22 protein-coding genes are annotated in these 24,889 nt (G+C 63.8%); 14 read left to right on the top strand and 8 right to left on the bottom strand.

Translation table 11 applies throughout. The features are described 5' to 3' along the window. Window positions 1-20: 20 nt before the first annotated feature. Genes ACQKRQ_RS04215 through ACQKRQ_RS04250 form a run of 8 tightly spaced genes read left to right on the top strand, consistent with a single transcriptional unit; the run spans window position 21 to window position 7,575 of the window. Window positions 21-1,403 (top strand): CpaF family protein, encoded by a 1,383-nt coding sequence (locus ACQKRQ_RS04215; RefSeq protein WP_132377621.1) that lies wholly within the window; start codon window positions 21-23, stop codon window positions 1,401-1,403. Window positions 1,404-1,430: 27 nt separating this feature from the next. Then, complete coding sequence (locus ACQKRQ_RS04220) at window positions 1,431-2,408, top strand: type II secretion system F family protein (protein WP_427475244.1); 978 nt, start codon at window positions 1,431-1,433, stop codon at window positions 2,406-2,408. Window positions 2,409-2,452: 44 nt separating this feature from the next. Beyond that, window positions 2,453-3,409: a type II secretion system F family protein gene (locus ACQKRQ_RS04225; protein WP_408320090.1), complete on the top strand. Its 957-nt coding sequence runs from the start codon at window positions 2,453-2,455 to the stop codon at window positions 3,407-3,409. A 26-nt stretch (window positions 3,410-3,435) separates the two neighbouring features. After that, window positions 3,436-4,302 (top strand): sterol desaturase family protein, encoded by an 867-nt coding sequence (locus tag ACQKRQ_RS04230; RefSeq protein ID WP_427475246.1) that lies wholly within the window; start codon window positions 3,436-3,438, stop codon window positions 4,300-4,302. Continuing rightward, a complete protein-coding gene (locus ACQKRQ_RS04235; RefSeq protein WP_427475248.1) occupies window positions 4,299-4,829 on the top strand; it encodes a TadE/TadG family type IV pilus assembly protein in 531 nt (176 codons plus the stop codon). Before ACQKRQ_RS04230 ends, ACQKRQ_RS04235 begins: the two co-directional genes overlap by 4 nt. A gap of 1 nt (window position 4,830) precedes the next feature. Continuing rightward, window positions 4,831-5,460 carry a TadE/TadG family type IV pilus assembly protein gene (locus tag ACQKRQ_RS04240; protein ID WP_132377616.1) on the top strand — a complete coding sequence of 210 codons (630 nt, stop codon included), beginning with the start codon at window positions 4,831-4,833 and terminating at the stop codon, window positions 5,458-5,460. 50 nt (window positions 5,461-5,510) lie between these two features. Further along, window positions 5,511-6,854: a VWA domain-containing protein gene (locus tag ACQKRQ_RS04245; protein WP_427475250.1), complete on the top strand. Its 1,344-nt coding sequence runs from the start codon at window positions 5,511-5,513 to the stop codon at window positions 6,852-6,854. Between the two features lie 7 nt (window positions 6,855-6,861). After that, on the top strand, window positions 6,862-7,575 hold the full coding sequence (locus ACQKRQ_RS04250; RefSeq protein ID WP_427475252.1) for a methyltransferase family protein: 714 nt from the start codon (window positions 6,862-6,864) through the stop codon (window positions 7,573-7,575). Window positions 7,576-7,582: 7 nt separating this feature from the next. On the opposite strand, the gene ACQKRQ_RS04255 is transcribed toward ACQKRQ_RS04250, so the two are convergent. The 5 genes from ACQKRQ_RS04255 to ACQKRQ_RS04275 all read right to left on the bottom strand — a co-directional run bounded on the left by ACQKRQ_RS04255 (window position 7,583) and on the right by ACQKRQ_RS04275 (window position 14,185). After that, on the bottom strand, window positions 7,583-8,749 hold the full coding sequence (locus tag ACQKRQ_RS04255) for an MFS transporter (protein ID WP_408182794.1): 1,167 nt from the start codon (window positions 8,747-8,749) through the stop codon (window positions 7,583-7,585). Then, window positions 8,746-9,540, bottom strand: coding sequence for a DeoR/GlpR family DNA-binding transcription regulator (locus ACQKRQ_RS04260; RefSeq protein ID WP_132377612.1), 795 nt, complete (start codon window positions 9,538-9,540; stop codon window positions 8,746-8,748). Before ACQKRQ_RS04260 ends, ACQKRQ_RS04255 begins: the two co-directional genes overlap by 4 nt. 119 nt (window positions 9,541-9,659) lie before the next feature. After that, window positions 9,660-11,225, bottom strand: coding sequence for a PepSY-associated TM helix domain-containing protein (locus ACQKRQ_RS04265; protein WP_427475254.1), 1,566 nt, complete (start codon window positions 11,223-11,225; stop codon window positions 9,660-9,662). An 80-nt stretch (window positions 11,226-11,305) separates the two neighbouring features. After that, entirely contained in the window at window positions 11,306-13,684 is a 2,379-nt protein-coding gene (locus tag ACQKRQ_RS04270) for a TonB-dependent receptor (RefSeq protein ID WP_427475256.1), read from the bottom strand. 81 nt (window positions 13,685-13,765) lie between these two features. Further along, window positions 13,766-14,185, bottom strand: a complete 420-nt coding sequence (locus ACQKRQ_RS04275) for a DUF2946 domain-containing protein (protein ID WP_408182790.1) — start codon at window positions 14,183-14,185, stop codon at window positions 13,766-13,768. A gap of 272 nt (window positions 14,186-14,457) precedes the next feature. Here ACQKRQ_RS04275 and ACQKRQ_RS04280 point away from each other — a divergent pair, with 272 nt between their 5' ends. Then, a complete protein-coding gene (locus ACQKRQ_RS04280; protein WP_427475258.1) occupies window positions 14,458-16,602 on the top strand; it encodes a tetratricopeptide repeat protein in 2,145 nt (714 codons plus the stop codon). A 48-nt stretch (window positions 16,603-16,650) separates the two neighbouring features. On the opposite strand, the gene ACQKRQ_RS04285 is transcribed toward ACQKRQ_RS04280, so the two are convergent. Then, window positions 16,651-17,247, bottom strand: a complete 597-nt coding sequence (locus tag ACQKRQ_RS04285; protein ID WP_427475260.1) for a molybdopterin-dependent oxidoreductase — start codon at window positions 17,245-17,247, stop codon at window positions 16,651-16,653. 487 nt (window positions 17,248-17,734) lie between these two features. Between ACQKRQ_RS04285 and ACQKRQ_RS04290 the strand changes: the two genes are divergently transcribed. Next, on the top strand, window positions 17,735-18,610 hold the full coding sequence (locus ACQKRQ_RS04290) for a DUF1932 domain-containing protein (RefSeq protein WP_427475262.1): 876 nt from the start codon (window positions 17,735-17,737) through the stop codon (window positions 18,608-18,610). 30 nt (window positions 18,611-18,640) lie between these two features. On the opposite strand, the gene ACQKRQ_RS04295 is transcribed toward ACQKRQ_RS04290, so the two are convergent. Together ACQKRQ_RS04295 and ACQKRQ_RS04300 are read right to left on the bottom strand one after the other, a co-directional pair. Further along, entirely contained in the window at window positions 18,641-19,948 is a 1,308-nt protein-coding gene (locus ACQKRQ_RS04295; RefSeq protein ID WP_427475264.1) for a LysR substrate-binding domain-containing protein, read from the bottom strand. Next, on the bottom strand, window positions 19,945-20,646 hold the full coding sequence (locus ACQKRQ_RS04300) for a GntR family transcriptional regulator (protein WP_427475266.1): 702 nt from the start codon (window positions 20,644-20,646) through the stop codon (window positions 19,945-19,947). Before ACQKRQ_RS04300 ends, ACQKRQ_RS04295 begins: the two co-directional genes overlap by 4 nt. Before the next feature lie 635 nt (window positions 20,647-21,281). Between ACQKRQ_RS04300 and ACQKRQ_RS04305 the strand changes: the two genes are divergently transcribed. From ACQKRQ_RS04305 to ACQKRQ_RS04320, 4 genes are all read left to right on the top strand, one after another. Next, window positions 21,282-21,824, top strand: coding sequence for a hypothetical protein (locus ACQKRQ_RS04305; protein ID WP_427475268.1), 543 nt, complete (start codon window positions 21,282-21,284; stop codon window positions 21,822-21,824). Between the two features lie 81 nt (window positions 21,825-21,905). After that, complete coding sequence (locus ACQKRQ_RS04310; RefSeq protein ID WP_132377602.1) at window positions 21,906-23,126, top strand: porin; 1,221 nt, start codon at window positions 21,906-21,908, stop codon at window positions 23,124-23,126. 186 nt (window positions 23,127-23,312) lie between these two features. Then, window positions 23,313-23,861, top strand: a complete 549-nt coding sequence (locus ACQKRQ_RS04315; RefSeq protein WP_427475270.1) for a carboxymuconolactone decarboxylase family protein — start codon at window positions 23,313-23,315, stop codon at window positions 23,859-23,861. Between the two features lie 119 nt (window positions 23,862-23,980). Then, window positions 23,981-24,838: a helix-turn-helix domain-containing protein gene (locus ACQKRQ_RS04320; protein ID WP_427475272.1), complete on the top strand. Its 858-nt coding sequence runs from the start codon at window positions 23,981-23,983 to the stop codon at window positions 24,836-24,838. Window positions 24,839-24,889 lie beyond the last annotated feature (51 nt).

A 24,889-nucleotide genomic window follows, 5' to 3' on the forward strand; every position in this document is an offset into this window, starting at 1 on the left:
AAAAGAATGCGGAGAGCACCATGTCATTGCGCGAACAGTTGATGATCCAGAGCGGCACGTTGTCGTTCGACAGCGCCAGTCCCGCGACGGCGGCCGCCGGCGCGGCCGCCGACAGCCTCGCGGCGCGGCGCGCGTATCAGCAGCTCAAGATGAACATTCATCAGGCGATTATCGACCGGGTGGAGCTCGACAAGCTGCAACGCTTGTCGCCCGAGCAGATCAAGCGCGAACTGGCGCAACTGGTGGAGCGGATCGTCGACGAAGACAAGATCCCGATGAACGAACTCGAGCGCCGCCGTCTTGCCCAGGACGTGCACGACGAAATGGTCGGCCTCGGCCCGCTCGAACCGCTGCTCAACGACCCGACCATCTCCGACATTCTGGTCAACACGTCGCAGCACGTGTATGTGGAACGGCGCGGCCGCCTCGAACATACGGACGTGACCTTCTACGACGACGCGCATCTGATGAAGATCATCGAGCGCATCGTTTCGCGCGTGGGTCGCCGGATCGACGAATCCACGCCGATGGTCGACGCGCGCCTGCCCGACGGCTCGCGTGTCAACGCGATCATTCCGCCGTCCGCGATCGACGGCCCGCTGGTGTCGATTCGCCGCTTCGCGGTGAATCCGCTCACGGTCACCGACATGGTGAACAACCAGAGCTTCACGCCCGCGATGGCGCAACTGCTCGAAGCGCTGATCAAGTCGAAGCTGAACGTGCTGATTTCCGGCGGCACGGGCAGCGGCAAAACCACGCTGCTCAATCTGCTCTCCGGCTTCATTCCCGAGGACGAGCGGGTCGTGACGATCGAAGACGCAGCCGAATTGCAGATGCGCCAGCAGCACGTGCTGCGGCTCGAAACGCGGCCGCCGAATATCGAAGGCAAGGGCGAAATCTCGCAGCGCTCGCTGGTGCGCAACGCGCTGCGGATGCGCCCCGACCGTATCGTGCTCGGCGAAGTGCGCGGCGCCGAAGCGCTCGACATGCTGCACGCCATGAACACCGGCCACGAAGGATCGATGGCGACGCTGCACGCGAACACGCCGCGCGACGCGCTCACGCGTCTCGAGAACATGGTCGGCATGGCGGGTCTGCCGATGCCGATCAAGGCGATCCGTCAGCAGATCGCTTCGGCGATCACGGTGGTGGTGCAGGCCTCGCGTCTGACCGACGGGCGCCGCAAGCTGATGAGCATTCAGGAAATCACCGGCATGGAAGGCGACATCATCAACATGCAGGAGATCTTCACGTTCAAGCGCACCGGCGTCGACGAAAACGGCATGATCAAAGGCTATTTTTGCGCGAGCGGCGTGCGGCCGAAATTCTGCGAGCGGCTGGCGGGCTTCGGCATCGTGCTGCCGGACCAGATGTTCGATCCGGCACGGCGTTTCGAAGTATGAACGCGCCACGGGTTTGAGGAGAGGGACATGAACACGTCGTTTATCGGTTTTGCGGTGCTCGCGTTTCTCGCGGTCGTGCTCGCCATCGAGGCCGTCTATCTGTTCTGGAGCAGCCATCACGGCAAGGACGTCAAACGCATGGACGAGCGCATTCGCGCGCTCTCCGCGGGTGGCAACGTGAGCAGCCAACAGCTCTCGATTCTCAAGCAGCGCATGCTGAGCGAGTCGCCGTTCGTCACGAACCTGCTACTGCGCATGCCGCGGGTGCATGCGCTCGACCGGCAGTTGCAGCAGTCGGGGCTGAAGTGGTCGGTGGCGCGCTTCATCACTTACACGTTGCTGTGCGGACTCGCGGGCGCTTTTGCCGGCTTCGTGTTGCACGTGCCAGCGCCGGTCATGAGCGTGCTCGCCGTCGTGGCCTGCCTGCTGCCCGTCACGATTCTGCGCCGCAACCGCACCAAACGCGTGCTGCAACTCGAGCGCCAGTTGCCCGATGCGGCCGATCTGATCGCTCGCGCACTGCGCGCCGGGCATTCCTTTCCCGCCGCGCTCGGCATGGTCGGCGAGGAGTTGCCCGAACCGCTCGGCGGCGAATTCGCGCTGGTGTTCGACGAGATCAACTACGGCGTTTCGATGAACGACGCGCTCCTGAACATGGTGAGCCGCGTACCGGTCGAGGACCTGCGCTACTTCGTGATCGCCGTGCTGATCCAGCGTGAGGCGGGCGGCAATCTGGCGGAGATTCTGGGTTCCATCGCCGGCATCATTCGCGAGCGGCTCAAGCTGCTCGGCAAGGTGCGCGTGTTGTCGGCGGAAGGACGCCTGTCGGCCTGGGTGCTCGGCGTGTTGCCGTTCGCCATTCTTGGGCTGCTGACGGTGCTCAATCCGGGCTACATCAGTGTGTTCTGGACGGACCCGGCCGGCGTGCAACTCGCCGGCGTGGCGATAACGATGATGCTGTTCGGCATCCTGTGGATGCGCAAAGTCGTGCGCATCCATATCTAGACCACTGCTTTCGACACGAGGAGCGCGGGCCCTGCCCGCAGATCATGAAAATAGAACAGATCGTGCTGCTGGGGGTGATGTTCCTGATCGTGTTCGGCGCGGCGCTGAAGGCGATGTCACTGCTGCGCCCCGATCCTGTGCAACGGCGCATCGAGGAACTCGGGCAGCCCGACGTCGCCAGCGAAAGGGACGCCGGCGCACAGAAGAACTGGGTCGAGACGGTCACGAAGATGTCCGAGCGGGTCGCCAAACTGTCGCTGCCGAAAGAGGACTGGGACAAATCGGCGCTGCGTCTGCGCTTCGCGAATGCGGGCATCCGCACACCGTCTGCGCCGGCGATCTATTTCGCCGCCAAGACCGTGCTGGCGCTCGCGCTGCCGGCCATCGCGCTGATCTGTTTCGGCAACGCCTTCGAAGCTGGTCAGCGCATCTATCTGCTGCTGACGGTGCTGGCCGCGTCGGCGCTCGGCTTCTACCTGCCGAACCTCGTGATGACGCGCCTCGTCGAAAGCCGGCAGCGCAAGCTGTTCGAAGATTTGCCCGACGCGCTCGATCTGATGACCGTGTGCGTGGAAGCGGGCCTCGGCCTCGACGCGGCGATGATGCGCGTCACCCAGGAAATCGGCGTGAAGAGCCACACGCTGAAAGATGAATTCGACATGGTGCTGCTGGAGCTGCGTGCCGGCTCGGGCCGCGACAAGGCCTTGCGCAACCTGTCGCTGCGCACCGGCGTGGAAGATATCGACACGCTCGCCGCGATGCTGATTCAGGCTGACCGCTTCGGCACCAGCGTGGGCGACTCGCTCCGTGTTTATACCGACAACTTGCGCACCAAACGGCGCTTGCGCGCGGAAGAGCAGGCTGCGAAGATCGCTTTGAAACTCCTGTTTCCGCTGATGTTTTTTATTTTCCCAACGCTGCTGGCTGTGCTGGTCGGTCCGTCAGCGATCCAGGTCATGCGTCAGCTGTTCCCGGCCATCAACGGCATCTCGGGTGGTTGAACGCCAGGCATTCACTGGAGAATCACATGTTTGCATCCAGCCCGTTTCCTGATCTGATGAATCACGCAAGCATCTGGCTGCGCGCGTACGCGCTCGGGCTGGTGGTGATGGCCGCGGGCGCGGCGCTGGAACGGCGCTGGCCTGCCGTGATGCTGCAATCGCGCGCCGGGCAGCGTTTCAACGTGGCCTACGCGGGCGTGTATCTGGCGATGGCGGAAGCGATGAGGCCGTTGACTGCGGCGGCGAGCATTGCGATCGTGAATGCGCTCGGCGGCGGCATGGTGGTCTTGAACTCGCACGGGTTCGGCGCGTTGGCCTCGTTCGTGATCGTGCTGTTGACCATCGACGTGCTCGAATACGCGTTTCACCGCCTGCAGCACACGTGGCCCATGCTGTGGAAGCTGCATTCGCTGCACCATAGCGCGGTCGAGTTCAATGTCACGGTCACGTGGCGGCACCACTGGATCGAATCGCTCATCAAGGGCTGTCTGCTCTATCCGCTCGTCGGCGTGCTGTTCAAGGTCGAACCGTGGATTGTCGGTTTGACTTCGATCGTATTCATGTTCGGCAATTATTTCGCGCATCTGAATCTGCGCGTGGACCTCGGCCGCTACATCACGTGGGTTAACAATCCGCAATATCACCGCCTGCATCATTCGAACCGCACTGAGCATTTCGACCATAACTTCACGCAACTGCTGCCGCTGTGGGATCACCTGTTCGACACGCAGTGGGTGCCGGCCCGAGAGGAGTGGCCGGCTACCGGTCTCGACGACGGCGCGCAACCGCGTTCGCTGCTGGAAGCATTCTGCTGGCCGCTGCGCCTGCACGCCGAGCGCGGCACGGGGCTCGGCGGCAAGCCGGTGCCGCTGCTGGACAAGGAGACGAAATGAAAGCCGCTCGCCAGAAGTCCACCTTTAGCGCAGTGGCGCGCGCGGGCAGGCGCGGACCTGCGCGCAAGCAGCGCGGCGCCGCCACGATCGAGTTCGCGCTGGTCGCGCCGCTGCTGTTTCTGCTGCTGTGCATCGCCATGGATCTCGGCGTCGCGCTGTGGGTCAATCTGACCATGCAATACGCGGTGAGGGAAGGCGCGCGTTATTCGGTAACGGGGCAAACCAACCTCGACCCGAACGCGACCAACCAGCAGCGTTACCTGGCCGTCGTGCAGGAGATCAAGGACAGCTCGATGGGTCTCTATTCACTCGTCTCGCCGAGTTACGTGATCACCATCAATGGCGCGAGCCAGACCTACAACACGCAGACGAGTTACAGCACCGGCATGTTCGGTAATCCCGGCGATATCGTGGTGTTGCAGATCAACTGCATCTGGCCGCTTCTCACGCCGCTGGTCAAGCCGTTCTTCGCCAGCGGCAATTTCAGCTTCAGCGTCGCGGCGACGATGCGCAACGAGGGCTTCTGACATGCGTACACGTTCCTTGCGGAGCCGCCGCGCGTCCAAAGGCATCGTCAGCGTGGAAATGGCGTTGTTGCTGCCGATGCTGGTGGCGCTCGCGCTGCCGGTGTATGACATTGCGCGCAACGTCCAGGCACAGATGATTCTGATCAACGTGAGCCGCGAAGGCGCGAGCCTGTCTTCGCGCGCGTCGCTCACGTTTCCGATGCAGACCATCATGTCCTCGCTCACATCGACCACACCGCCGCTGAACATGAACGCCAACGGCATGATCTACATCACCGAGATCATGGGTAACAACAACTGCGACAGCAGCGGCAACAATTGCACGGGCGTGGTGGTCGCGCAGTATCGCTGGAACGGCGGCAATTACTATCCGGCGAGCCAGTTATGGAATTGCGGCAACGCCGGCACGCGCTGGGCGACGGACGGCACCGGCAGTTGCAGTGGCATTCCAGCCGCGGGGAAGACGTCGCCGGTGGTAAACCTGCTGCAAGGCAAGCTCTCCGACGGCCAGATCGCTTACGTGGTCGAGGCGTTCTATCTGCAGACGCCACTGATCGGTTCGCTGGATCTCGGCGGCGGCTTCACGACACCTGCGCTCTCGCCGAATCTCTACGCAATGACGGTGTTCTGACCGGGCGAACAGCCGAGCCAAATAAAAAAAACGCAGGACCGGGGGTAGTAATGAAAACAACAGCGGCGTTCAGAAGACGGCAGAGGGGATCGGTCAGCATCATCGTGGCGGTGTCGCTGATCGCGTTGCTAGGCATCCTCGGTCTCGCGGTGGATTCCGGTTTCGGCTACATGATCAAGGCACGTCTGGATGCCGCCACCGACGGCGCGGTGATCGCGGCCGGCGAGGCGGTCACGCGCGGCAGCAACCAGACGGAGCAGACCAATAACGCACAGCAGGCGGCGACGGCCTTTTTCGCGGCGAACTATCCCGCGGGTTTTCTCGGCTCCAGCGTGACGGCGGGCACACCCTCGATCGTGTTCAACACCGGCGGCACGGTGACGATCGGCATGACCGCGCAGGCGAGCGTGCCGGTCAGTTTCACGAAGGTACTTGGATTCAAGGTGCTGAACGTGAGTTCGTCCTCGCAGGCGATTCGCAAGACGTTGGATATGGCGTTCGTGATCGATACCACGGGCTCGCTGAACACTTCCGGCGTGCCGGCCGCGGTGCGCTCGAATGCGGTGGCCTTCCTCAATAATTTCGATGTGACCAACGACCGTGTGGCGCTGATGCACTTCGCTTACGGCACCGTGGTCGACGTGCCGTTCAAAGGCAATACGCGCGGTTTCGATCGCGCGACGATGACCGCCGACATCAAAAAATACTCGTTCAATGGCAGCACCAATTCGGCCGAAGCGATCTGGAACGCGCGCAACCAGTTGAATACGGTGATCACGCAGCCGTCCAGCTTGCGGGTGATCGTGTTCTTCTCGGACGGCGCGCCGAACAGTTTCTCCTCTTTCTTCACGACCAATCAGAGCGGTTGCAACAATACCGCCGGCACGATCGCGAGCCCGGACAGCGCGGGCACGATGTCCGGGCTGTACAACATGAATTCGCTCAGCCAGCAGCTCGGTTCGCCGTGCTACCAGAGCAACGTGACCAAGCTCGTGACGGCCATGCCGAACTGGTACAACGCGCACGACAAGAACGAACAGGTCTTCCCGATCTGGCCCGTGGCCGCGCCGCGTGCCGTGCCGAACGGCGACATCACGTATGTGAACGTCAACCGCGCGTCGCGCAATCTGCTCGAAGCGATGGCCGCGGCGGCGCGCGCCGAAGGCACCTACGTGTTCACGCTCGGTTACGGACCCGAACTGGTGCAGCCCGCCGGTCCGGACAACGAAATCGGCCAGGACGTGCTCAAGTGCATGGCGAACACCGCCGATTCGCCCTCGCGTTGCTACAACTCAAAACAGCCCGTCGGCGTGTACTGCTACGCCGCGACGCCAGCCGATCTGAAGCCGTGCTTTTCGCAACTGGCTTCGCAAATCCTTCGTATTTCCAAGTGAGCGCGCCATGACCCCGACGACACCTTTGCAAGACCTGCCACTCGCCGTCAGCGCGCAAGGCGCTTCGGCATCGAGCACCATGTCCGCCGATTCGGGCAGCGCGGTCGGCCTGCGCCACGCGCTGGTGGAGGTGGTTGCGCGCGCGGGCGCCGCGCTCATGCTGAGTCTGTTTGCCTACGCTGCGATCACGCAATGGCGCGCGGCGCCGTCGCGGATCACGCTGTTATTGCTGGTGGTCGCCGCTTGCTTCACGGTGGGCTTGTCGCTCTTCACGCGGGTGCCGATGAAACGCGACTGGCGGCCGTTCGCCTTCATTTGCTCGATGGGCGGTACGTACTACTTTCTCGCCGTGCGTCTCGCGCCCGGCGCGCAGCTCGTGCCGGAGACCATCGGCGCGGCGCTGCAACTTTTGGGGATTTGCTGGCAGATGTTCGCCAAGGCCTCGCTGCGCCGCTCGTTCGGCATCTTGCCGGCCAATCGCGGCGTCGTATCGCGTGGCGCCTATCGCTTCGTTCGGCATCCGATGTACCTCGGTTACTTCATCACCGACATCGGTTTTCTGCTGGTGAACTTCGGTCTGCAAAACCTGCTGGTGTACGGTTGTCAGTTCGCGTTGCAGGTCGGGCGCATCGTGCGCGAGGAGCAGCTTCTCTCGGCGGACGAAGGCTATCGTACCTACAAGGCCCGCGTGCGTTACCGCGTGATTCCGGGCCTGTTCTAGGCGTGTTCTAAGCAAGCCGTGCGCTGCGCACCGCCTTGCCGCCGACCAGGCAGACGACCAACGTCGCCATGACGAGCACGCACAACGCAAGGCGCAGGCCGAGCAGGCCCGCGCCGAGGCCGATCAACGGCGGCCCGACCAGGAAGCCCGCATAACCGAAGGTGGCGGCCATCGACACGCCGGTCGCCGGCGTGAGCGTCGAGCGGCCCGCCGCGCTGAAAATCACCGGAACGATATTCGCGAGGCCGACACCGACCATCGCGAAGCCCACGCAAGCGGTGAAGACCGTCGGCCAGCTCAGCACGAGCGCAAGGCCGGCCACCGCGATCAGACCGCCCAGCGCAACGACCTTGCTCGAGCCGAAACGGCGCACGGACACATCGCCGACGATGCGGCACGCCGCCATCGAGAAGGCGAACGCGGAGTAGCCGATCGCGGCGACGCTGGCCTCGCGGTTCAATGCCGAGCGCAGATACACGGCGCTCCAGTCGGCGACCGCGCCTTCCACCAGCATGCAAAGGAACGCGAGCATCGCGAGCTTCATCACGGCTGACGAAGGCCACGCCAGGCCGCTCGACGCGGCAGCGGCTCTCGGACCGAGATCACGCAACGCGAGCACCGCGGCAGCGACGACCAGGACAGCGATGAACAGGTCCGGTATCAACAGGCCGCCGATCACGCCGGCACCGCCTTTTTGCAGCATTGCGCCCGTGGCGGCGCCGAGCAGGCCGCCCGCGCTCCAGGCCGCATGAAACGACGACATGATCGGCGCGTGCCACTGCGTTTCGATCGTGCTGGCGTGGCCGTTCATGGAGACGTCGAGCGCGCCGTTCGCCGCGCCGAGCAGAAACAGCACGACGCACAGCGCCGCCATGCCCGGTGCCAGGGCGGGTAGCGGCAGCGCGATGACGAATGCCGCGCCGAGCAGCGCGGTGGCGCGGCCACTGCCGAAGCGCGGCGCCAGTTGTCCCGCCAGCGGCATCGCGACAATGGCGCCGAGCGCGAAGGCGAACAGCGCGATCCCGAGCGAGGCGTCGCCCAGCGCCAGGCTTTCCTTGATGCGCGGGACTTCGACGGCCCACGCGCCGATGCCGAACCCGTTGGCGAGAAACACGCCCAAGGTCGCGATGCGTTCCTTGACGGGCTTGATAGGGGCAGCAGCGGACGATGTCATGAGCGGGCCACCATCACGTTGTCGCAGACGGCTTCGAGGCTGGCGAGGCGTGCGGCGCTCACGTCGGCTTCGACGAACAGGTAGTCGACGGCGGAAGCGGGCGCCACCGAGAACGGCGCCGCCGTCATCAGCTTTTCCGAAGTCATGGCGATGGCGATCTGGCCGCTTGCCTTTAGCATCGCCCGTTTGAGTTCGGCATCTTCGGCGTCGAAGGCGGCGACACCTTCGTCCGCATCGAGCGCGCAGGCGCCGAGGAAGCAGAGATCGGCGCGGATCTGCTGGATCTGCAGCAAGGCAGTTGCGCCGAGCGAGCCCGCCGCGCCGCGCGCGATCCGTCCGCCGACGAGAATTACCTCGAATCCCGGCCGGTTCAGCAGACGGGCGGCGGCCTCGGGTGAATTCGTCACGACGGTCAGGTCCGCATTGTCGGGCAGCGCGTCGGCAATCGCGACGTTCGTCGAACCCGCATCCAGCAGGATGATCTGCTTCGAGCGGACGATCGACACCGCGGCGGCGGCGAGGCAGGCCTTGCGATCCACAGCTTCGCCCATGCGCACCGACGCGGGTTTGTCGGCCGGCGAGATCAGCAGGGCGCCGCCATAGACGCGTTTGCAATGGCCCTGATCGGCGAGATCACGCAGATGGCGTCGCACCGTGTGCTCCGAAGTCTGGAGTTCCGCCGCGAGTGCCGACGCCAGCACGCGCCCGTGCGCCCGCAGCCGCTCCAGAATGAGCTGTTCGCGCTGCTCGGGCAGCAGCCCGTCGATGGCTTCCTGTCGCGTTCGTTGCATGTCTTCACCTTGCTCGGTCTATGAAACGATCATAATCGAGCAAAATGTAGCGTAAACGTTCATAGACTGCAACGTGTTTGTGCAAGCCAAGGTCCGTTTCCGCGGAAACACGGGCCGGCTCACTGTTGCGCAGCCTCCGTCTGGACGACACCGGCGCGGCGCGAACCACGGCCGAAAATCGCGCGGTCGGCGAGCCACACCGCGAGCAGCGTGGCGCCCATCAACGGGAACACGATGCCGAGCAGCACGAGGCCGGTTTTCCAGCCGCGCATCGGCGGCGCGGCACGTTCGCGCGACGGTGCGCCGAGCGTGCGTTGCGGCCGCCGCTTCCACCACATCACACAGCCGGTGACGGCCATCGCCGCCAGCCCTAACGAAATCGCGGCGCAGAGAATCTGGTTGGCGACGCCGAAATAGCGGCCCATATGCAGCGACGTGCCGTACGACACGGCCTTCGACACCGCGCCGTAATCGGCATAGCGGATGTCCTTCAGGATTGCGCCGCTGTATTGGTCGATGTACAGCGTGCGTTCGCCTTTGGGATCGTCCGGGAAGTACGAGACGGTGTAGACGCCGGTCGAGGAAGCAGGCAGCACGATGTTGTAGCCGTCCGTCACGCCGAGCGAGGCCGCCAGTGCGACGACACGGCCGAGCGGCAGCGGGTGTATCGCGGTTGCCTCATCGGAGCCGGAGTTGGTGTTGGCGTCGGAGTTTGGCACGCGTGTGTTGCCGACGGCCCAGGGCGTGAGCGGCAGAGGCAGGTCGTCCATGACCATGCCGGGCATCGAGTCCGTGTTAGCGGCATGGATGCCGTGGCCGTTGTGTTCGGCGTGCTCATCTTGCGCCGCATCCGCTGCGCGCGTGTCCGCCGCGGAGGGCTGCATGCCGCTCTTTCCAGGCATGGCGGATTGCAACGGCAAACCGCCCCACGAACCCGGCGGCGCGCCGAGATTCGCGGCGGTCGCGAGCGCCTTGAACTGCTTGCCCCATGAACCCGTCCACGGCAGTCCCGTCAATACGAACGCGAGCGCACCGAGCGCGAGCCAGATGCCCATCACGGCGTGGACGTTCTTCCACAGCGCGCGCCCCTTCAGCGTGAAGCGCGGCAACAGCGCCGCACGTGCGGTGGTTTTCTCGCGCGGCCACCACAACGCGACGCCGGTGCCGATCATCACGAGCGTCCAGCACGCGGCGAGTTCCATCAGCAACTCGCCGGGTTTGCCGAGCAGCAGTTTGCGATGAAGCATCCGGTCCACCTGCATGAAGCGCCGCTCGACGCTCAGCGTGCCCAGCACCGCGCCGGTGTAGGGATTCACATAGACGCTCTGCTTATCGCCGTCCGCGAGACGGAAGATGAATTCGGCGCTGCGCTCCGGCGCGCTCGCGACGACCGCGGTCACTGCGACAGCATCCGGCGGCATGGCCGCACGCGCTCTCGCCAGCAGCGCGTCTTCGGGCAGCCTCGGTACGGCTTGCGGTGCGACGATCAGGCGCTGCGGATAAAGCAGCGGCTCGATTTGCGGCTGGAAGCAATACAGCGTGCCGGTGATCGCCAGCACGACCAGAAACGGCATCACGAAGAGGCCCGCATAAAAATGCCAGCGCCAAAGCGTCCGGTAGCCCGGATGGACCGCGGTGGTCGCTGGTGTGATTCTCCGAGCGTCGGTGGGAGCGGTGGTGGACATGAAATCCTCCTGAAGCAAAAAATGAATCGATCGGTTCGAGCAGCGTGGCTGTGCACTCGACTGCGGCACGTTCAGCGCTCTTACATGCGCAGTTTCGCTTCCACGTAGAACGTGCGGCCGGGATATGGGTGGTAGACGAAGTAGCGGGCATCGAACAGGTTGTCGACGCCGATGCCGACTTCACTCAGCCTGGTCGGCTTGTAGGTGAATTTCGCGTCGGCCACCGTGTACGAACTCGTGCCGCCGAACACGTCCGGATTCGTGTCGGTGTTGGTGAGCGTGTTGTACTGACGGCCCGAATAGCGCGCGGCAAGCGTGAGGGCCGCGCGTTCGTCGAAGTGATACGTCGCGGCGAGATCCGCGCGCCACAGTGGAATCCGGTAGAAGTATTTGCCGACCGTGGCCGGGTTCTGCGCGTTGGCGATGATCTTCGACTGCGTGTAGGCCACGCTCGCCAGCAGGTCCAGGCCGCGCAGCAGCACGTTCTCTCCCGAGTAGCTCGTTTCCACGCCGCGCGAGCGGACCTTGCCGATGTTCTGGAAGTTCGTCACGTTGGGAATCACGGTCGTATCGGTCTGGCTGAAGATCGTGTTCTTCACGTCGTCCTGAAACAGCGAGAAGCGGAACACGCCGTTCCAGTGCGCCCATTCGGCGGTCAGTTCCTTCGAGAGATCGTCTTCGGGCTTCAGGTTCGGATTGTTGTTGACGATCGTGGAGCCGTTGATCTGCCCTTGAAACAACTCGCTGACCGTCGGAAAGCGATAGGCGCGGCCGATGGACGCGCGCACGATCAGATCGTCGGTGACGTCGAACGACAAGGAGGCTTTCGGCGAGAAGTGCTGCTGGCTCGCGTCGCTGTACGGCAGGGTCGTACCGCCCAGCGACTGCGAGCCGCCATACGCCTGCCAGTCTTCGTAGCGCACGCCGTAGACGAGCTTCCAGCGCGGCAGAAAGCGCCACGCGTCCTGCGCGTAGAGCGCCTGGGTCTGCGTCTTGCCGGCAAACGCATTGGCGAACGACGTCGCCGCGCCGTCGCGCCAGTTCAGCGTGTTGTAACTCTCGTTGTCGAGGAAGTAGTTGTCGTAGTGATAGCCGAAGCTGAGCGCATGATTCGCGAGCCCCGCCTGTTGCGTCGCGGGCGTATAGGTGCTGCGCAGATCGAGCGTTTTCCAGCCGGCGCCGTCGCCGAAGATCACCGTGCCTGGACCGTTGCCCGGCGCGCCGGAATTCGCGGTGCGCGCCACGCTATTGCCGACGTCGTAGTACGAAGCGATCGCTTCGCCATTCCAGCCGGTGGCATTGCGCGTTTTTAGCGACAGGCCATAGAGCCAGTTCTCGCTATGGCCCAGGCTCGGCGCGAATGCGGCGGCGGGAATGGTGTATTCGTAACCGTCGATCGCCACCTTGCCGCTATAGACTGGATTGCCGTTTGCATCGCGCAGAAAGCTCGAGGTCTGGCTGTTGTAAGTCTGATGCCAGTAGCCGAGCGTGAAGCCGGCCTGCAGCGTCGGCGTAAAGTCGTACTGCATCTTCAGCTTGAACTGGTCCTGCACCGTGTGTTCGATGCCTTCGCCGTTCACGCCGAGTACCGCCGTCGGGGTGTTGGTCTGGTTGTTGTAGAAGTGGGCGCCGGTGACCGGCGTATCGCCGGCTTTGGCGGGTGTGCTGGACTTGGCGAGCGTGGCGAATTGCAGCGGCTGGCTGGTGTTTTCCAGATGATTCACGCCGAGCAGAAACGAAAATTTGCCGATGCGGTCACCGAGCGTCGCGCTGGCTTCGCTGCCGTTGAAATTCTGATTCACGCCGAACAGGCTGAAGTGCTGGGTGAAGCCCTTGACGTCGGCGGTCGCTTCGAACTGTTTCGGCATGCGTGTGCTGATGAGCACGGTCGCGCCGAGCGAATTGCCCGGATAGAGCGCGGAAAATGGCCCATAGATCACATCCACTTGTTGGATCTCGTCGGGAAACACCATCGACCAGCGCGGCGGAAACGAGTAGCTGTTGCCGAGCAAATTGCTGAGCAGCAGACCGTCCGCGTAGACGAGACCTCGCGCGCTTTGCGTATTGCTGGTGCCGCGCACGGCGATGATCGAATTCAGATCGCCGATAAAGCGCTTGCGCACGGCGAGGTTCGGCATGTACTTCAGGACGTCTTCGGTGTTGACGACGTTCCAGTTGTCGAACTGCTCGCGGGCGACGGTCTCGACTGAAGCCGGCAGGTTGGGGTCGACGGCGCGGGGTGCGGCGCTCGCATTCGCGCTGACGCTGATGGCGGGCAGCGCGGCCTCGGCGCTCGCGCTCTGCGCATGAGCGTGCGAGGCGACGAAAGCCGGCACGAACGCCGGAACAATGGCTGGCAGATAGCCGGACAAAAACGGCCGGGATAGCGGTTGACGCGAGAAGCCGTGCGCGCCACGGCGGGCGCAAAAGGGCAGCCTTCGCAGGGCGAAGTTGAGCATGAACGTTTCCTTGATGCATGAACAGGCGATCGCGCGCCCCCTCGACGGGTGCGACGAATGCGCGATCAGGACCGATAGCGATCAGGAAACGACGGGCGGAGCTCTAGGACGGCCGGACGGAAAGGCGCCGAGCGGCGTGAAGCGGGTGGACAGCGTGGGCGGCGCGGTGCCGGCAAGCGCGAGGGCGGCGGGCGGCTCGGCCGCGGCGACCGTCGGCATGGCGACGTGGTGCTGGAGCAGATGACAGTAGCCGCACGCGCCGAACGCGTCGTCATGGCTCAGATGGACCGGCGCGGGGGCGGCCTGGGTCGTCACGCTCGCCGTGCTTACCACGCCTGCCACGCTGAAATCGCGCGGCTGCAGCGCCGAACAGAGCGCGGCGAAGGGCTCGTGCGCGCTGTTCGACACCAGCATCTGACTCACGACCGGCGCGAACACGACGAGCCACATGGCGAACAGGCCAAGCCATGCGGTCATGCGGTTGCGAGAGCGTGGAATCATGATGGTGGGCGTAAGGGACGCGGGCGATTCTAACATTGCCGCGCCGTCTTTTCTCGCGTAATGCCGGTTATAGCGTGAGATTAGAAGGCCGAAATCCGCTCATTTCGCCGCGTTACAGGGGCGCCGATTCACGTAAGCTGCGTGGTACATGTTCCGCTTTCCCGGCCGCACCGAGGCTTCGGCACGCCAGATCCGGCTGCTGAAGCGCCGGTTAGGCGCGGCACATGCGATCGACCCGGCCGGATCATCGCCGACCCCAGTTACCACGACTCATGAACCACACGCAGCTCGCATCCTCGATCGACGATATCAACCAGCAGGCCGTCTCGTTGTTCTCGGCCGGACAATTCACCGAGGCTTTGTCGATGGTGACGCCGCTCGTCGACGGCGATGCGATGCCGGATGACGCCCTCGCCGACGCGTTGAATATCGCCGGGGCCTGCTCGTTTGCTTTGCAGCGGCCCGCTGATGCGGAAAGCCATTGGCGCCGCTGCCTGCAAATCAAACCCGCCTATGCCGAGGTGTACGGCAGTCTCGGCATGCTGCTCAAGTCGCTCGGCCGTCTGTCGGCGGCCAAGGCAATCTACCGGCAACTGGTCGTGCTGCGGCCTGGCCACGCCGACGCCCGCAATCATCTCGGCGCCGTGCTCTACGGGCTCGGCTACAAGGAGGAGGCGGAGGCGTCGTATCGCGAGGCGCTGGCGATTCGCCCCGACTACGCCGAAGCCCACTATAACCGCGGCATCGTGCTGCACGAACTGCGCCGCCTGCCAGAAGCGGAAGCGGCGTTCCGCCAGGCGCTGCCTGGACTGCCGGCTCATGCGGAGGCCCATAACAATCTGGGCAACGTGCTGATGGAGCTCGGCCGTCTCGCCGAAGCGGACGCCGCCTACCGCGAGGCGCTGACCATCCGGCCGCAGTATCCGGAGGCGCTCAACAATCTCGGTGGCGTGCTGAAGGCGATGTTCCGTCTCACCGAAGCCGAACTGGCTTTTCGCCTTGCCCTCGCCATTCGCCCGGATTACGCGGAAGCTCTCCTGAATCTCGGCACCGTGCTCGCCGATCTCGAACGTTTAACCGAAGCAGAAGCGACTTATCGCGAAGCCATCGCGCGACGCCCTGACTACGCCGAAGCGCACTACAACCTCGGCGTGGCGCTGTGCAAACTCGAGCATTTGTTCGAGGCCGAATCGGCTTACCGTGAAGCGATTCGCCTGCGGCCCGATCTCGTGCATGCGCACAACAACCTGGGGTGCGTGCTCCGCCGGCTCGACCGTCTACCGGCGGCCGTCGACGCTTTCGAGCAGGCATTGAGAGTGTGTCCCGAGATGGCGGAGGCGCATTACAACCTCGGCGCGGCGCGGGCGCAACTCATGCAACTGCCCGAGGCAGAAACCGCGTATCGCCGGGCGCTCGTTTTACGTGCCGATTACGGCGACGCGAAATTCGGCCTGGCTGTGCTGCTGCTCGGCATGGGACGCTTCGAAGAGGGCTGGCGTCTGTACGAGTACCGCTACGAGCAGCCCGGTTTCGTCCATCACAAGACCACGTCGATGTTGGGTTGCCCGCAGTGGCAAGGCGACACGCTCGCCGACAAGTCCCTGCTGGTGTGGCAGGAAGACGGCCTCGGCGACATGATCCAGTTCAGCCGCTATTTCGCCTTGCTGAAAGCGCAGGGCGCCTCGCATATCGCTTTTGCTTGCGCACCGTCGCTGCACCGGCTGATGGCATGCGTCGACGGTGTCGACGCCGTGCTCGATCACGACACCGCGCGCGCCCAGTCGTCTGACTACGACTGCTGGACGAGCCTGCTGAGCGCGCCGCTGCATCTGCGCACTAGCATGGACACGATTCCGCGCGCCGTGCGTCTAGCGACCGAGCCGGAGTTGGTCGAGCGGTGGCGTCCGGTGTTGGACGCGCTGCCGCCGGGTCGCAAGATTGGCCTCGTGTGGAAGGGCAACGCGAATCATCATAACGACGCGAACCGGTCGATACCTTCGCTCGCCATGTTGGCGCCGCTCTGGAGCGTGCCCGGACTGAGCTTCGTGAGTCTGCAAAAAGGGCGCGGCGAGGACGAGGCGCGCCATCCGCCAGCCGATCAACCGCTGCTCGACCTCGGCTCGCGCGTGACGGATTTCGCGGACAGCGCCGCGATCATCGCGCAACTCGATCTGGTGATTTGCGTGGACACGTCCATCGCGCATCTGACCGCATCGCTCGGTAAGCCGTGCTGGGTGATGCTGCCGGAAATAGATATCGATTGGCGCTGGCTGCACGATCGCAGCGATTCGCCGTGGTATCCGCACACGCTGCGCCTGTTCCGCCGCGCGCCGGATGAGGATTGGTCGATGCCGGTCGAGCGGGTGCGGCAGGCGTGCGTCGAACGGTTTGGCGCGGCGGGGCGCACGCTCAGTTGACTCGCGTGGTGCGCTTGTGGGGCGATTGCGTCGACGTGCCCTTAACCCTCAAGCCTCAGTCACCTGCAGGTGATACAGGCCCCAAGGTGACAGCTCGAAGCGGTCCTTGAGCGGCTTGCTCGACAACTCGGGGATGTTATCCGCGTCGTAGATGGCCCACAGCGGACCGACGCCACCGAGCGGCAGTGGCTTGCCGTCCATTTGTGTCGCCACGATGAATTTGTAGGCGCGCACTTTGTCGAGCGTCGTCGCGACCGCGTAGCCGTCCACCGCATGCATGACGATTTGCGTGCTGCCCGCGCTGGGTGCGCCGACGTGTTCGAGTACCTGGGTGAGCAGCGGGCCGCTCAAGGTGTGCTGACGGGAATCGTATTCGGTGGTGGGCTTGATCGTCACGGCCGGCATGCCGGCGAGCGTAGCGAAATCGACGCCATACGCTTCGGAGAACTTCACCTGATGCTTGGCGAGCAACTGGTCGAATGCGGGATCGAGCGCGCCGCGATTGTGCCGCTTGATCGCGCCGGTGATCGTCAGAACGACGGGCGATGCCGCACAGGCTTCTTTCCGGACGCGCTGGCTCCCGAATGCAGGCGCAGCCGCCGCGCTCAGTAGCGCGGCGCTGGTCAGGAAGTGGCGTTTATTCATTGCGTGGTCTCTGGGCGATGTGATGGGCGACGGCCTCGGCCAGACCGTCGCGGCCCCTATTGTCGGGCAATTGGCGCCGACTGTGTCACGGCCACGCTTTATATATCGCGTTGATTTCATAAGTCCATGTCGCAAGCGGGAGCGCCGCTGTTACGACGTTGAAACTCGCACGGTTCTTCGCAGGTTGATGAGGAAATCGGAGGCCCAACGCGGCTTCGCGGCGTCGATAAACAGATTGGATGGCAATGTGCGCACTTTTAGATCCTTCCCATCGCGCTATCGGATCCTACAATGATCATTTTCACATGGCGAACATTGGCGAGGTGGAAATGGCGGACAAGGCAATGCTGGTGATGAGCACGCAACGCACCGGTTTCTTGCGGCGGGCAGGAAGCGCAATCGCTGCGCGCAAACACAATGCATATCGCGCGAAGGTCGGGTGCATTGCAATGAGTTCGCGCGATGTATCGGCGCAGGAAGCGCGCTCATGAACGATCTTTCTCGCATTGCATTCGTCGGCTTCGGTGAGGCCGGCGGAATACTCGGTTCGGCGCTGGCCGCGAAAGGCGTACAGGTATCGATGTTCGACCTGCGGCGCGACGCGCTGCGTGAGAAGGCGCAGGCCGCGCGCGTTCGTGTCGGCGATACGCTGGCAAGTGCCATCGAGCATGCGCAGATCATCGTCTCCGCGGTGACCGCGCAAGCCGACCTCGAAGTGGCGCAAGCGGTCGCAAGCTGCATCGCGCCGGATCAAATCTACCTCGACATCAACTCGGTTTCGCCGCACACCAAGCAGCACGCGCAGGCTTGCATCGAAGACGCCGGTGCGCGGTACGTGGAGTCCGCCGTCATGGCGCCCGTGCCGCCTTATGGTCTCGCGGTGCCGATGCTGCTGGGCGGCGCCGAGGCCGCGCGCGTCGCGGCTCTGCTCACGCCGCTGGGCCTCAACGCGCGTGCCGTGTCGGAGAAGATCGGCGTGGCGTCGGCCGCGAAGATGTGCCGCAGCGTCATGATCAAAGGCATCGAAGCATTGACGGTGGAGTGTCTGCGCGCCGCACGGCACTACGACGCCGAGTCGATCGTACTGGCCTCGCTGGCCGAAACGTTCACGAAGATGCGCGATGACGCGGACGTGCCTGGCTACCTGATCAGCCGCGTCGCGGAGCATGGGCGGCGGCGCGCGGCGGAAATGCGCGAAGTCTCGCAGACGCTGGAAGAGGCCGGCATCGTGCCGTTCATGAGCGACGCGTGTGCGCGTTTGCAGGACAACATCGTGGATGCGATGCAGGAAGGCGGCATCGACTACGGCTCGTTAGCCACGCCATTTGACTGGCGTGCCTTCTTCGACGGACTGCCGGAATAGCGTTTCTCCGGCCACACGCGTCCACCGCGACTAGTTCGCGGCGATGTTGATCGTACGCGTCACATCGACTACCGAGAGGCGAATCGCGTCGATCAACGCGCGCGCGGCAGGCGAGGGCGTGCCCGTTGCGCGCACCGTCAGGCCGATCTCGCGGCGGGTGTTGTGCAACTGCACGTCGAGCACCACCAGCTGCCCGGACTGCACCTCGTGATGCAACTGCTGCGCCGATAGCGCGGCCGCCATGTCCGTGCCGAACAGCAGGCCGCGAATCACCGCGAGGTCCGCGGTTTCGACTGTGGGCATGGGCGGTTTCACTTTCATGCGCCTGAATTGCGCTTCGAACAGCGCGCGCGCCGGCGCGTGGCTGCGCGGCACGATCCACTGCGCGTCGCGCAAGTCCATGATGGTCAGGTTGCGCGCCTGCGCAAGCGGATGATCGCGGCGCACCAGCACCACCATGTCTTCCGACATCAAGCGCTCGTTCTTCAGGCCGCTGCTGGCGTCGTTGTCGCGCAGCGCGCCGAGAATGAAATCGATGTCGCCGGCACGCAGACCCGCGACGAGCGCCTCGTAATTGCTTTCGTCGGTGACGACCCGTACGCCCGGATTTTGCGAGGTCATGCGCGCGATCGCTTTGGGCAGGAGCAGCGTGCGGCCGAGCGGTAGCGCGCCGACCGTCACCGAGCCCTGAATCTTGCCGTGCAATGCGGCGATGTCGTCGGGTACGTGCCGTAGTTCGTTCAATGCGCGGCGCACGTGCAGCAGGAACGTTTCGCCTTCGGTGGTGAGCAGAATGCCGCGCGGGCTTCGATGAAAAAGACTCAGGCCCGAACCGCTTTCCAGCACGCGAATCGCGGTGCTCACGGCGGGCTGACTGATGCCGAAGGTCTTCGCGGCACTCGGCATGTGCCGATGCCGCGCGAGCGCCACGAACAGTTGCAATCGCCGCGTGTTGAGCAGATACGCCGGCAGTGCGCCTTCCGCCGCGGGCCGGCGACGCGCCTGCCGCGCGCCGCACCATTGCGCGAGCTCTTCCAGTTCCGCGAAAATCCGTTCGCAGCGCTGCAACACGGCACGTCCCACAGCGGTCGGCAGCATGCCGGAAGGGCCGCGATCGAACAGCGGCTCGCCGAGTGCGGCCTCCAGTTCCTGTACGGAACGCGTGACGGCCGACTGCGCGCGAAACAGCGCGGCGGCGGCGCGCGTCGCGCTGCCCATGTCGGCGACGAGTCGAAACGCGCGCAACTGCGCGAGGTTGAGCAATTCTTTGCCACTTGCGGATGACGCCGTCCTCGTCGACGCCGCGTTGCTGACGGAGGAAGTAGCGGCACTCGTCATGCCGCGCCCGCGATCAGATGCAGCGTGGGCAGCGACAGGTTCAGGCTTTCCTTCGAGATGTGCGTGTGTTCCTTCATCAACGCTTCCACACGCGCGCCTTCGCCCTTGTTCAGTGCATCCGCAATCGCATGATGCTGGCGATGCGCGTACATGAGCATCAAGAACTGGCGCTCCCTGGCGGATTCGTCGAAGGCGACCGTGGCGGGCGAGACGAACGGGATCTTGTCGTTCAGGCTCAACGCCGCGCTCACGGCCGTGTTTTGCGCAGCCTCGATGATGAGCGCATGAAAGCGCCCGTTCATGGCGGCGTAGCGCACGTCGTCGCCCTGGTTCAGATGGCCCTTGCTGAAGATCTCGTCGCCTTCGCGCAGGCACTCGTCGAGCGATGCAGCCAGCGCCGGGCCCACGCCGCTCTCCGCGACTGAACGCGCGGCCAGTCCTTCGAGCACGCCGCGCACGTCGATGCCGTTGAGCACGTCTCTGACGCTGAAGCGGCGCACGACATAACCGCGCCCGCCGGAACGGTCCAGCAGACCCTCCGAGGACAACACGCTCAGCGCATAGCGCAGCGGCGTGCGCGAAACGCCGAGCCATTGCGCGAGCTGCGCTTCCACGAGCCGCTGGCCGGGCGACAGTTCGCCCGCCAGAATCTTCTCGCGTAAGGTCTGGACAATCGCCTGTTGGGTGGTCTCGTTCATGGATATCGACTCGTTGGACGCCGTCAGTATAGCCATGCGCGCAGCGGTACACCACGCTTCTCGAGAGGCTTGCGTCTTCGTTTCAGGGTCATCTGTTTTGTTTATCGCGCACGGTTGAGCGAGAGTGTCCGCTAAAGCCCAATGTGCCTGCTCGGGATCCCGACAAAGCCATACGCCGCGCGGGTTGCAGCAGTCCTGCGAATGCCCTAAAGCGGTAACCCAAGCCGCTTTGAACTGTATTTCCCGGCTCGCATGAGGTTTACCCGCACTTTCTGAGAGCCTGCGCGATTCTTATCTTCGTATCCCAAGAAGGCTGCGAAGGCCGCCTCGCCGGAAACGACCGCGTATCCGATCGGCAAGCGGCTCTCGCGCAGCAGCAAGCAACGGAAGACGACGATATGGCAAGGATCATGGGTGGCATCGGGAGGTCCCGTGTGTGCATGAACCACAGCGTCTTGCCGCGATGAAACATGTCGAGTTGCCCGAGTCCGAAGCCGAGTAAGCGCACGTGACCTGCGCCGTCTCTGCAGCGGTTTTCAATTCGATACGAGAAAGAGCGGCAGCGTCGCGCGAGACCTCGCGCGCTGCTGCCCGTATGACATCACTGATGTGAGACGCGTTACAAGGAGAGAGACATGGGCGGCAATTTCAGCGTGAGCGGAACGGAACTCGCGGGCGGTTCGGCTGCATCGCAACCAGCATGGCCGAACCGCGCGGCGATGATTCGCGCCGGCGTGACCGGCGGATTGATCGGCGCGGTGGTCATCTGGATTTATGAGGCGCTCGTGTGGGTGGCCGCGCAACACATGATGCCGCTCGCGGGCATTCCCCGTAACGCGACCGGCCTCGTGTTCGGCAAAGAGGTGCAGGCGTCGCTCGGGATCTGGGCGTATGTGGTGGGCACGGCGATCCACTTCGTGTTCGCGAGCGCCTGGGGCGTGCTGTTTGCAGCGATCTGGCCGTACTTCTCCCGACGCGGATATGAAGCGACGCTGGTGGCGTTGTTCTACGCGGTGCTGGCGTGGATCGCCATGCATGTGGCGATCATGATCGCCTCCGACAACCACCCGAACTATTACGACCCCGCTGTGATCATCGGCGGATTCATGTCGCACATCTTCTTCACCGTGCCGTTGGCCCTGACGGTGAAACGGCGGCTGCAAAACGAGGGGCAATAGTGCTGCCGCGTGAATGCCCGTCGCCCAGGTACTAGCAAAAAAGTATTTCAACAAGAGATGTAGCAATTGGAGATCTGGAGCATGAAAAAAAGTATCAGACGTGTCGACGCCGTGCTGTTCGGCGCGGCGATCGCAGCCGCCATGCCGGCTTTTGCTCAAAGCAGCGTGACCTTGTACGGTATTGTCGATAACGGCCTGTCGTATACCAACAATCAGTCGACCCTCGGCTCCACCAGTGGCGGCAAATCGGCCGTCAAGATGACGCCTGGCGTATGGGCCGGCAGCCGCTTCGGCCTGAAGGGCGGCGAGGACCTGGGCGGCGGCACGAAGGCGATCTTCCAGCTCGAATCCGGTTTCAATTCGGCGACGGGCGGCCAGCAATACACCAATGCGATGTTCGGCCGCCAGGCGTGGGTCGGCTTGACCAACCCGGTGTACGGTACATTCACGGCGGGTCGCCAATACGCGTCGTACTACCAGTTGCTCTCTCCTTACAGCCCGACCACCTGGATCACCGGATACTACGGCGCGCACCCGGGCGATATCGACGGCCTCGACACGATTTACCGTGCGAACAACACGCTGGAGTACACGTCGCCGAAGTTCTATGGTTTGACGGCGAGCGGCTCGTATTCGCTGGGCGGTGTCGCGGGCAGCACGAACCGTGGCTCGACGTGGTCGACGGCAGTGCAGTATGCAATGGGACCGGTGGGCCTCGCGGTCGGCTTCTCGCGGATCAACAATTCGACGTCGGGCGGCGGTGCGTGGGGCGCGGATTCGACCACCACCAACGGCGGCTCGCAGATTGGCGTGTCCGCGTTGACGAACGGCTATCAGACCGCGCAGGCACAGCAGCGTTTTGCGGTTGGCGGTGGTTACACGTTCAATAGCGCGTGGGATGTCACGGCCACGTATTCGAACGTCCAGTACATTCCAGGCACGGGCTCCAAGTTCCACGACACGGAGATCTGGAACACCGGCGGTCTGGTCCTGCACTGGAAGCCGGCGGTTGCCTGGGATTTCGGCGCGGGCTACAGCTACACGCGTGCGACGCGCGCGAACGGCATCGACGACAACGCGCAGTATCACCAGTTCAACCTGTCCCAGTACTACTCGTTGTCCAAGCGCACGGGCTTGTATGCACTTGAGGCGTATCAGAAGGCGAAGGGCAAGACGCTGGGCACCAATGGCGCGGGGCAGATCATCGACGCCACGGCGACGCTCGGCGATGGATACAACTCCACGCCGTCTTCGTCAGGCAGTCAGGTGGCGGTGGGGGTGGGGATTATTCATCGGTTCTGATTTGAAGCCTCGGTGATGACGCGGGCCGGGTTGCGACTATCGCACCCGGCCTTTTTATTGGCGCGTGTGCTCTCGCTGCGCGCCGTTCCTATTACATGCGAGGTAATTGGCGAGCCTCACGCTCACGCCTAATCTTCGGTTGTCGCGCAATTCACTCCGAACCGCGTTCACTATCGAGGACACAACATGTCGACGTTTCAGGTCTACACCATCGACTCCGCGCCGGAACAATCCAAACCGGTCTTGCGGCAGATCCAGCAAACTTTCGGCTTCATCCCCAACATCGCGGGGACCATGGCCGAATCGCCCGTGCTGATCAGCGCCTTCATTCAACTGTTCCAGAAGGTCCACTCGGGCACATTCACGGAAGCGCAGATCCAGACGCTGCTGTTGACGAACGCCGTCACCAATGCATGTACGTGGGCGGTCGCGTTTCACACCGCATTGGCGCTGAACGAAGGACTCACGCCCGCCGATGTGGATGCGATTCGCGCAGGCCGCACGCCTGCGGACCGCAAACACGCCGCGCTCTCCACGTTGACGAAGACCGCGATCCAGAAGCGCGGACATCTCGACGAGCGTGAGGTGGGCGCATTTCTCGAAGCCGGTTTCCGTCGCGATCAGGTACTCGAAGTGCTCGCGGTGGCGGCGGCTTCGACGATCACGAACTACGTGGGCAGCATCACGCAGCCGCCGCTGGAAGAACAGTTCCAGGTTCACGCCTGGACGGCTTGAGTTTCGTGAGGGATGGGCTCGGTCAGCACAAGCGAGTATGCTGACCGGCGAGGTTCGGTTGAACGGCGCTCGCCGTTCACCGAACCTTTTATCTGTAGCGACTTGCGGACAAGAGCGCGATGAATCCTGCGAACCCAGTCAAGAAAGCCCCACCGAACGATCTCGGCGTCTTGCTGCGTCATTGGCGAGACGTACGCGGCATCAGTCAATTGGACCTCTCGTTCAATGCCGGCGTCTCGCAGCGTCATATCAGCTTTATCGAAAGCGGGCGCAGCGTGCCGAGCCGTCAGATGCTGATGGATATCGCGCAGGCACTCGATATCCCGCTGCGCGAACGCAACACGCTGCTGCTGGCCGCGGGCTACGCGCCGATGTATGCCGACGCCGCGTGGAATGCGCAAGAGATGCAAAGTGTCACGAATGCACTAGGACGCATGCTGCGTCAGCATGAGCCGTTTCCGGCGCTCGTGATGGACCGCTACTGGAATGTGCTGATGACCAACGACGCCGCGCCGCGCTTCTTCAATTGCTTCATCGACATGGCGGCGCGCAAGGGGCCGCGCAACATGCTGCATCTGGTGTTCGATCCGGATGGCATGCGCCCGTTCGTGGCCGACTGGCAGACCGTGGCGGACAGTCTTATCCAGCGCGTCTACCGCGAGTCGGTGGGGCGCGTAATCGATGACAGAACGCGCGAGTTGCTCGATGCGTTGCGTGCCTACCCGAATATGCAAACGGGCTTCGAGCCGGGCCATCCGTCGGTTGCGGATGCATCGGCGGCGGCCATGCCGGTGATCCCCATTGGCTTCGTCAGGAACGGCCACGTCATGAAGTATTTTTCGATGGTCGCGAGCGTGGGCACGCCGCAAACGATCGCGGCGCAGGAACTGCGCCTGGAATGCATGTTTCCCGCGGACGACGAAACGGAAGCGCGTCATCTGGAGATGCTCGACGCGGCGCCGCAATCGCACCGCTAGATCAATCGGCGGCTGGCCGCCGTCGCTCCTGAACCACGGCGACGCATTCCA

It is taken from the genome of Paraburkholderia sp. NPDC080076, assembly GCF_050281145.1.
Classification (GTDB): Bacteria; Pseudomonadota; Gammaproteobacteria; order Burkholderiales; family Burkholderiaceae; genus Paraburkholderia.

Excerpts from the sequence above, each read along its gene's own strand:
- ACQKRQ_RS04215 (WP_132377621.1), top strand. The coding sequence starts at position 21 with ATGTCATTGCGCGAACAGTTGATGATCCAGAGCGGCACGTTGTCGTTC.
- ACQKRQ_RS04220 (WP_427475244.1), top strand. The coding sequence starts at position 1,431 with ATGAACACGTCGTTTATCGGTTTTGCGGTGCTCGCGTTTCTCGCGGTC.
- ACQKRQ_RS04225 (WP_408320090.1), top strand. The coding sequence starts at position 2,453 with ATGAAAATAGAACAGATCGTGCTGCTGGGGGTGATGTTCCTGATCGTG.
- ACQKRQ_RS04230 (WP_427475246.1), top strand. The coding sequence starts at position 3,436 with ATGTTTGCATCCAGCCCGTTTCCTGATCTGATGAATCACGCAAGCATC.
- ACQKRQ_RS04235 (WP_427475248.1), top strand. The coding sequence starts at position 4,299 with ATGAAAGCCGCTCGCCAGAAGTCCACCTTTAGCGCAGTGGCGCGCGCG.
- ACQKRQ_RS04240 (WP_132377616.1), top strand. The coding sequence starts at position 4,831 with ATGCGTACACGTTCCTTGCGGAGCCGCCGCGCGTCCAAAGGCATCGTC.
- ACQKRQ_RS04245 (WP_427475250.1), top strand. The coding sequence starts at position 5,511 with ATGAAAACAACAGCGGCGTTCAGAAGACGGCAGAGGGGATCGGTCAGC.
- ACQKRQ_RS04250 (WP_427475252.1), top strand. The coding sequence starts at position 6,862 with ATGACCCCGACGACACCTTTGCAAGACCTGCCACTCGCCGTCAGCGCG.
- ACQKRQ_RS04255 (WP_408182794.1), bottom strand. The coding sequence starts at position 8,749 with ATGACATCGTCCGCTGCTGCCCCTATCAAGCCCGTCAAGGAACGCATC.
- ACQKRQ_RS04260 (WP_132377612.1), bottom strand. The coding sequence starts at position 9,540 with ATGCAACGAACGCGACAGGAAGCCATCGACGGGCTGCTGCCCGAGCAG.
- ACQKRQ_RS04265 (WP_427475254.1), bottom strand. The coding sequence starts at position 11,225 with ATGTCCACCACCGCTCCCACCGACGCTCGGAGAATCACACCAGCGACC.
- ACQKRQ_RS04270 (WP_427475256.1), bottom strand. The coding sequence starts at position 13,684 with ATGCTCAACTTCGCCCTGCGAAGGCTGCCCTTTTGCGCCCGCCGTGGC.
- ACQKRQ_RS04275 (WP_408182790.1), bottom strand. The coding sequence starts at position 14,185 with ATGATTCCACGCTCTCGCAACCGCATGACCGCATGGCTTGGCCTGTTC.
- ACQKRQ_RS04280 (WP_427475258.1), top strand. The coding sequence starts at position 14,458 with ATGAACCACACGCAGCTCGCATCCTCGATCGACGATATCAACCAGCAG.
- ACQKRQ_RS04285 (WP_427475260.1), bottom strand. The coding sequence starts at position 17,247 with ATGAATAAACGCCACTTCCTGACCAGCGCCGCGCTACTGAGCGCGGCG.
- ACQKRQ_RS04290 (WP_427475262.1), top strand. The coding sequence starts at position 17,735 with ATGAACGATCTTTCTCGCATTGCATTCGTCGGCTTCGGTGAGGCCGGC.
- ACQKRQ_RS04295 (WP_427475264.1), bottom strand. The coding sequence starts at position 19,948 with ATGACGAGTGCCGCTACTTCCTCCGTCAGCAACGCGGCGTCGACGAGG.
- ACQKRQ_RS04300 (WP_427475266.1), bottom strand. The coding sequence starts at position 20,646 with ATGAACGAGACCACCCAACAGGCGATTGTCCAGACCTTACGCGAGAAG.
- ACQKRQ_RS04305 (WP_427475268.1), top strand. The coding sequence starts at position 21,282 with ATGGGCGGCAATTTCAGCGTGAGCGGAACGGAACTCGCGGGCGGTTCG.
- ACQKRQ_RS04310 (WP_132377602.1), top strand. The coding sequence starts at position 21,906 with ATGAAAAAAAGTATCAGACGTGTCGACGCCGTGCTGTTCGGCGCGGCG.
- ACQKRQ_RS04315 (WP_427475270.1), top strand. The coding sequence starts at position 23,313 with ATGTCGACGTTTCAGGTCTACACCATCGACTCCGCGCCGGAACAATCC.
- ACQKRQ_RS04320 (WP_427475272.1), top strand. The coding sequence starts at position 23,981 with ATGAATCCTGCGAACCCAGTCAAGAAAGCCCCACCGAACGATCTCGGC.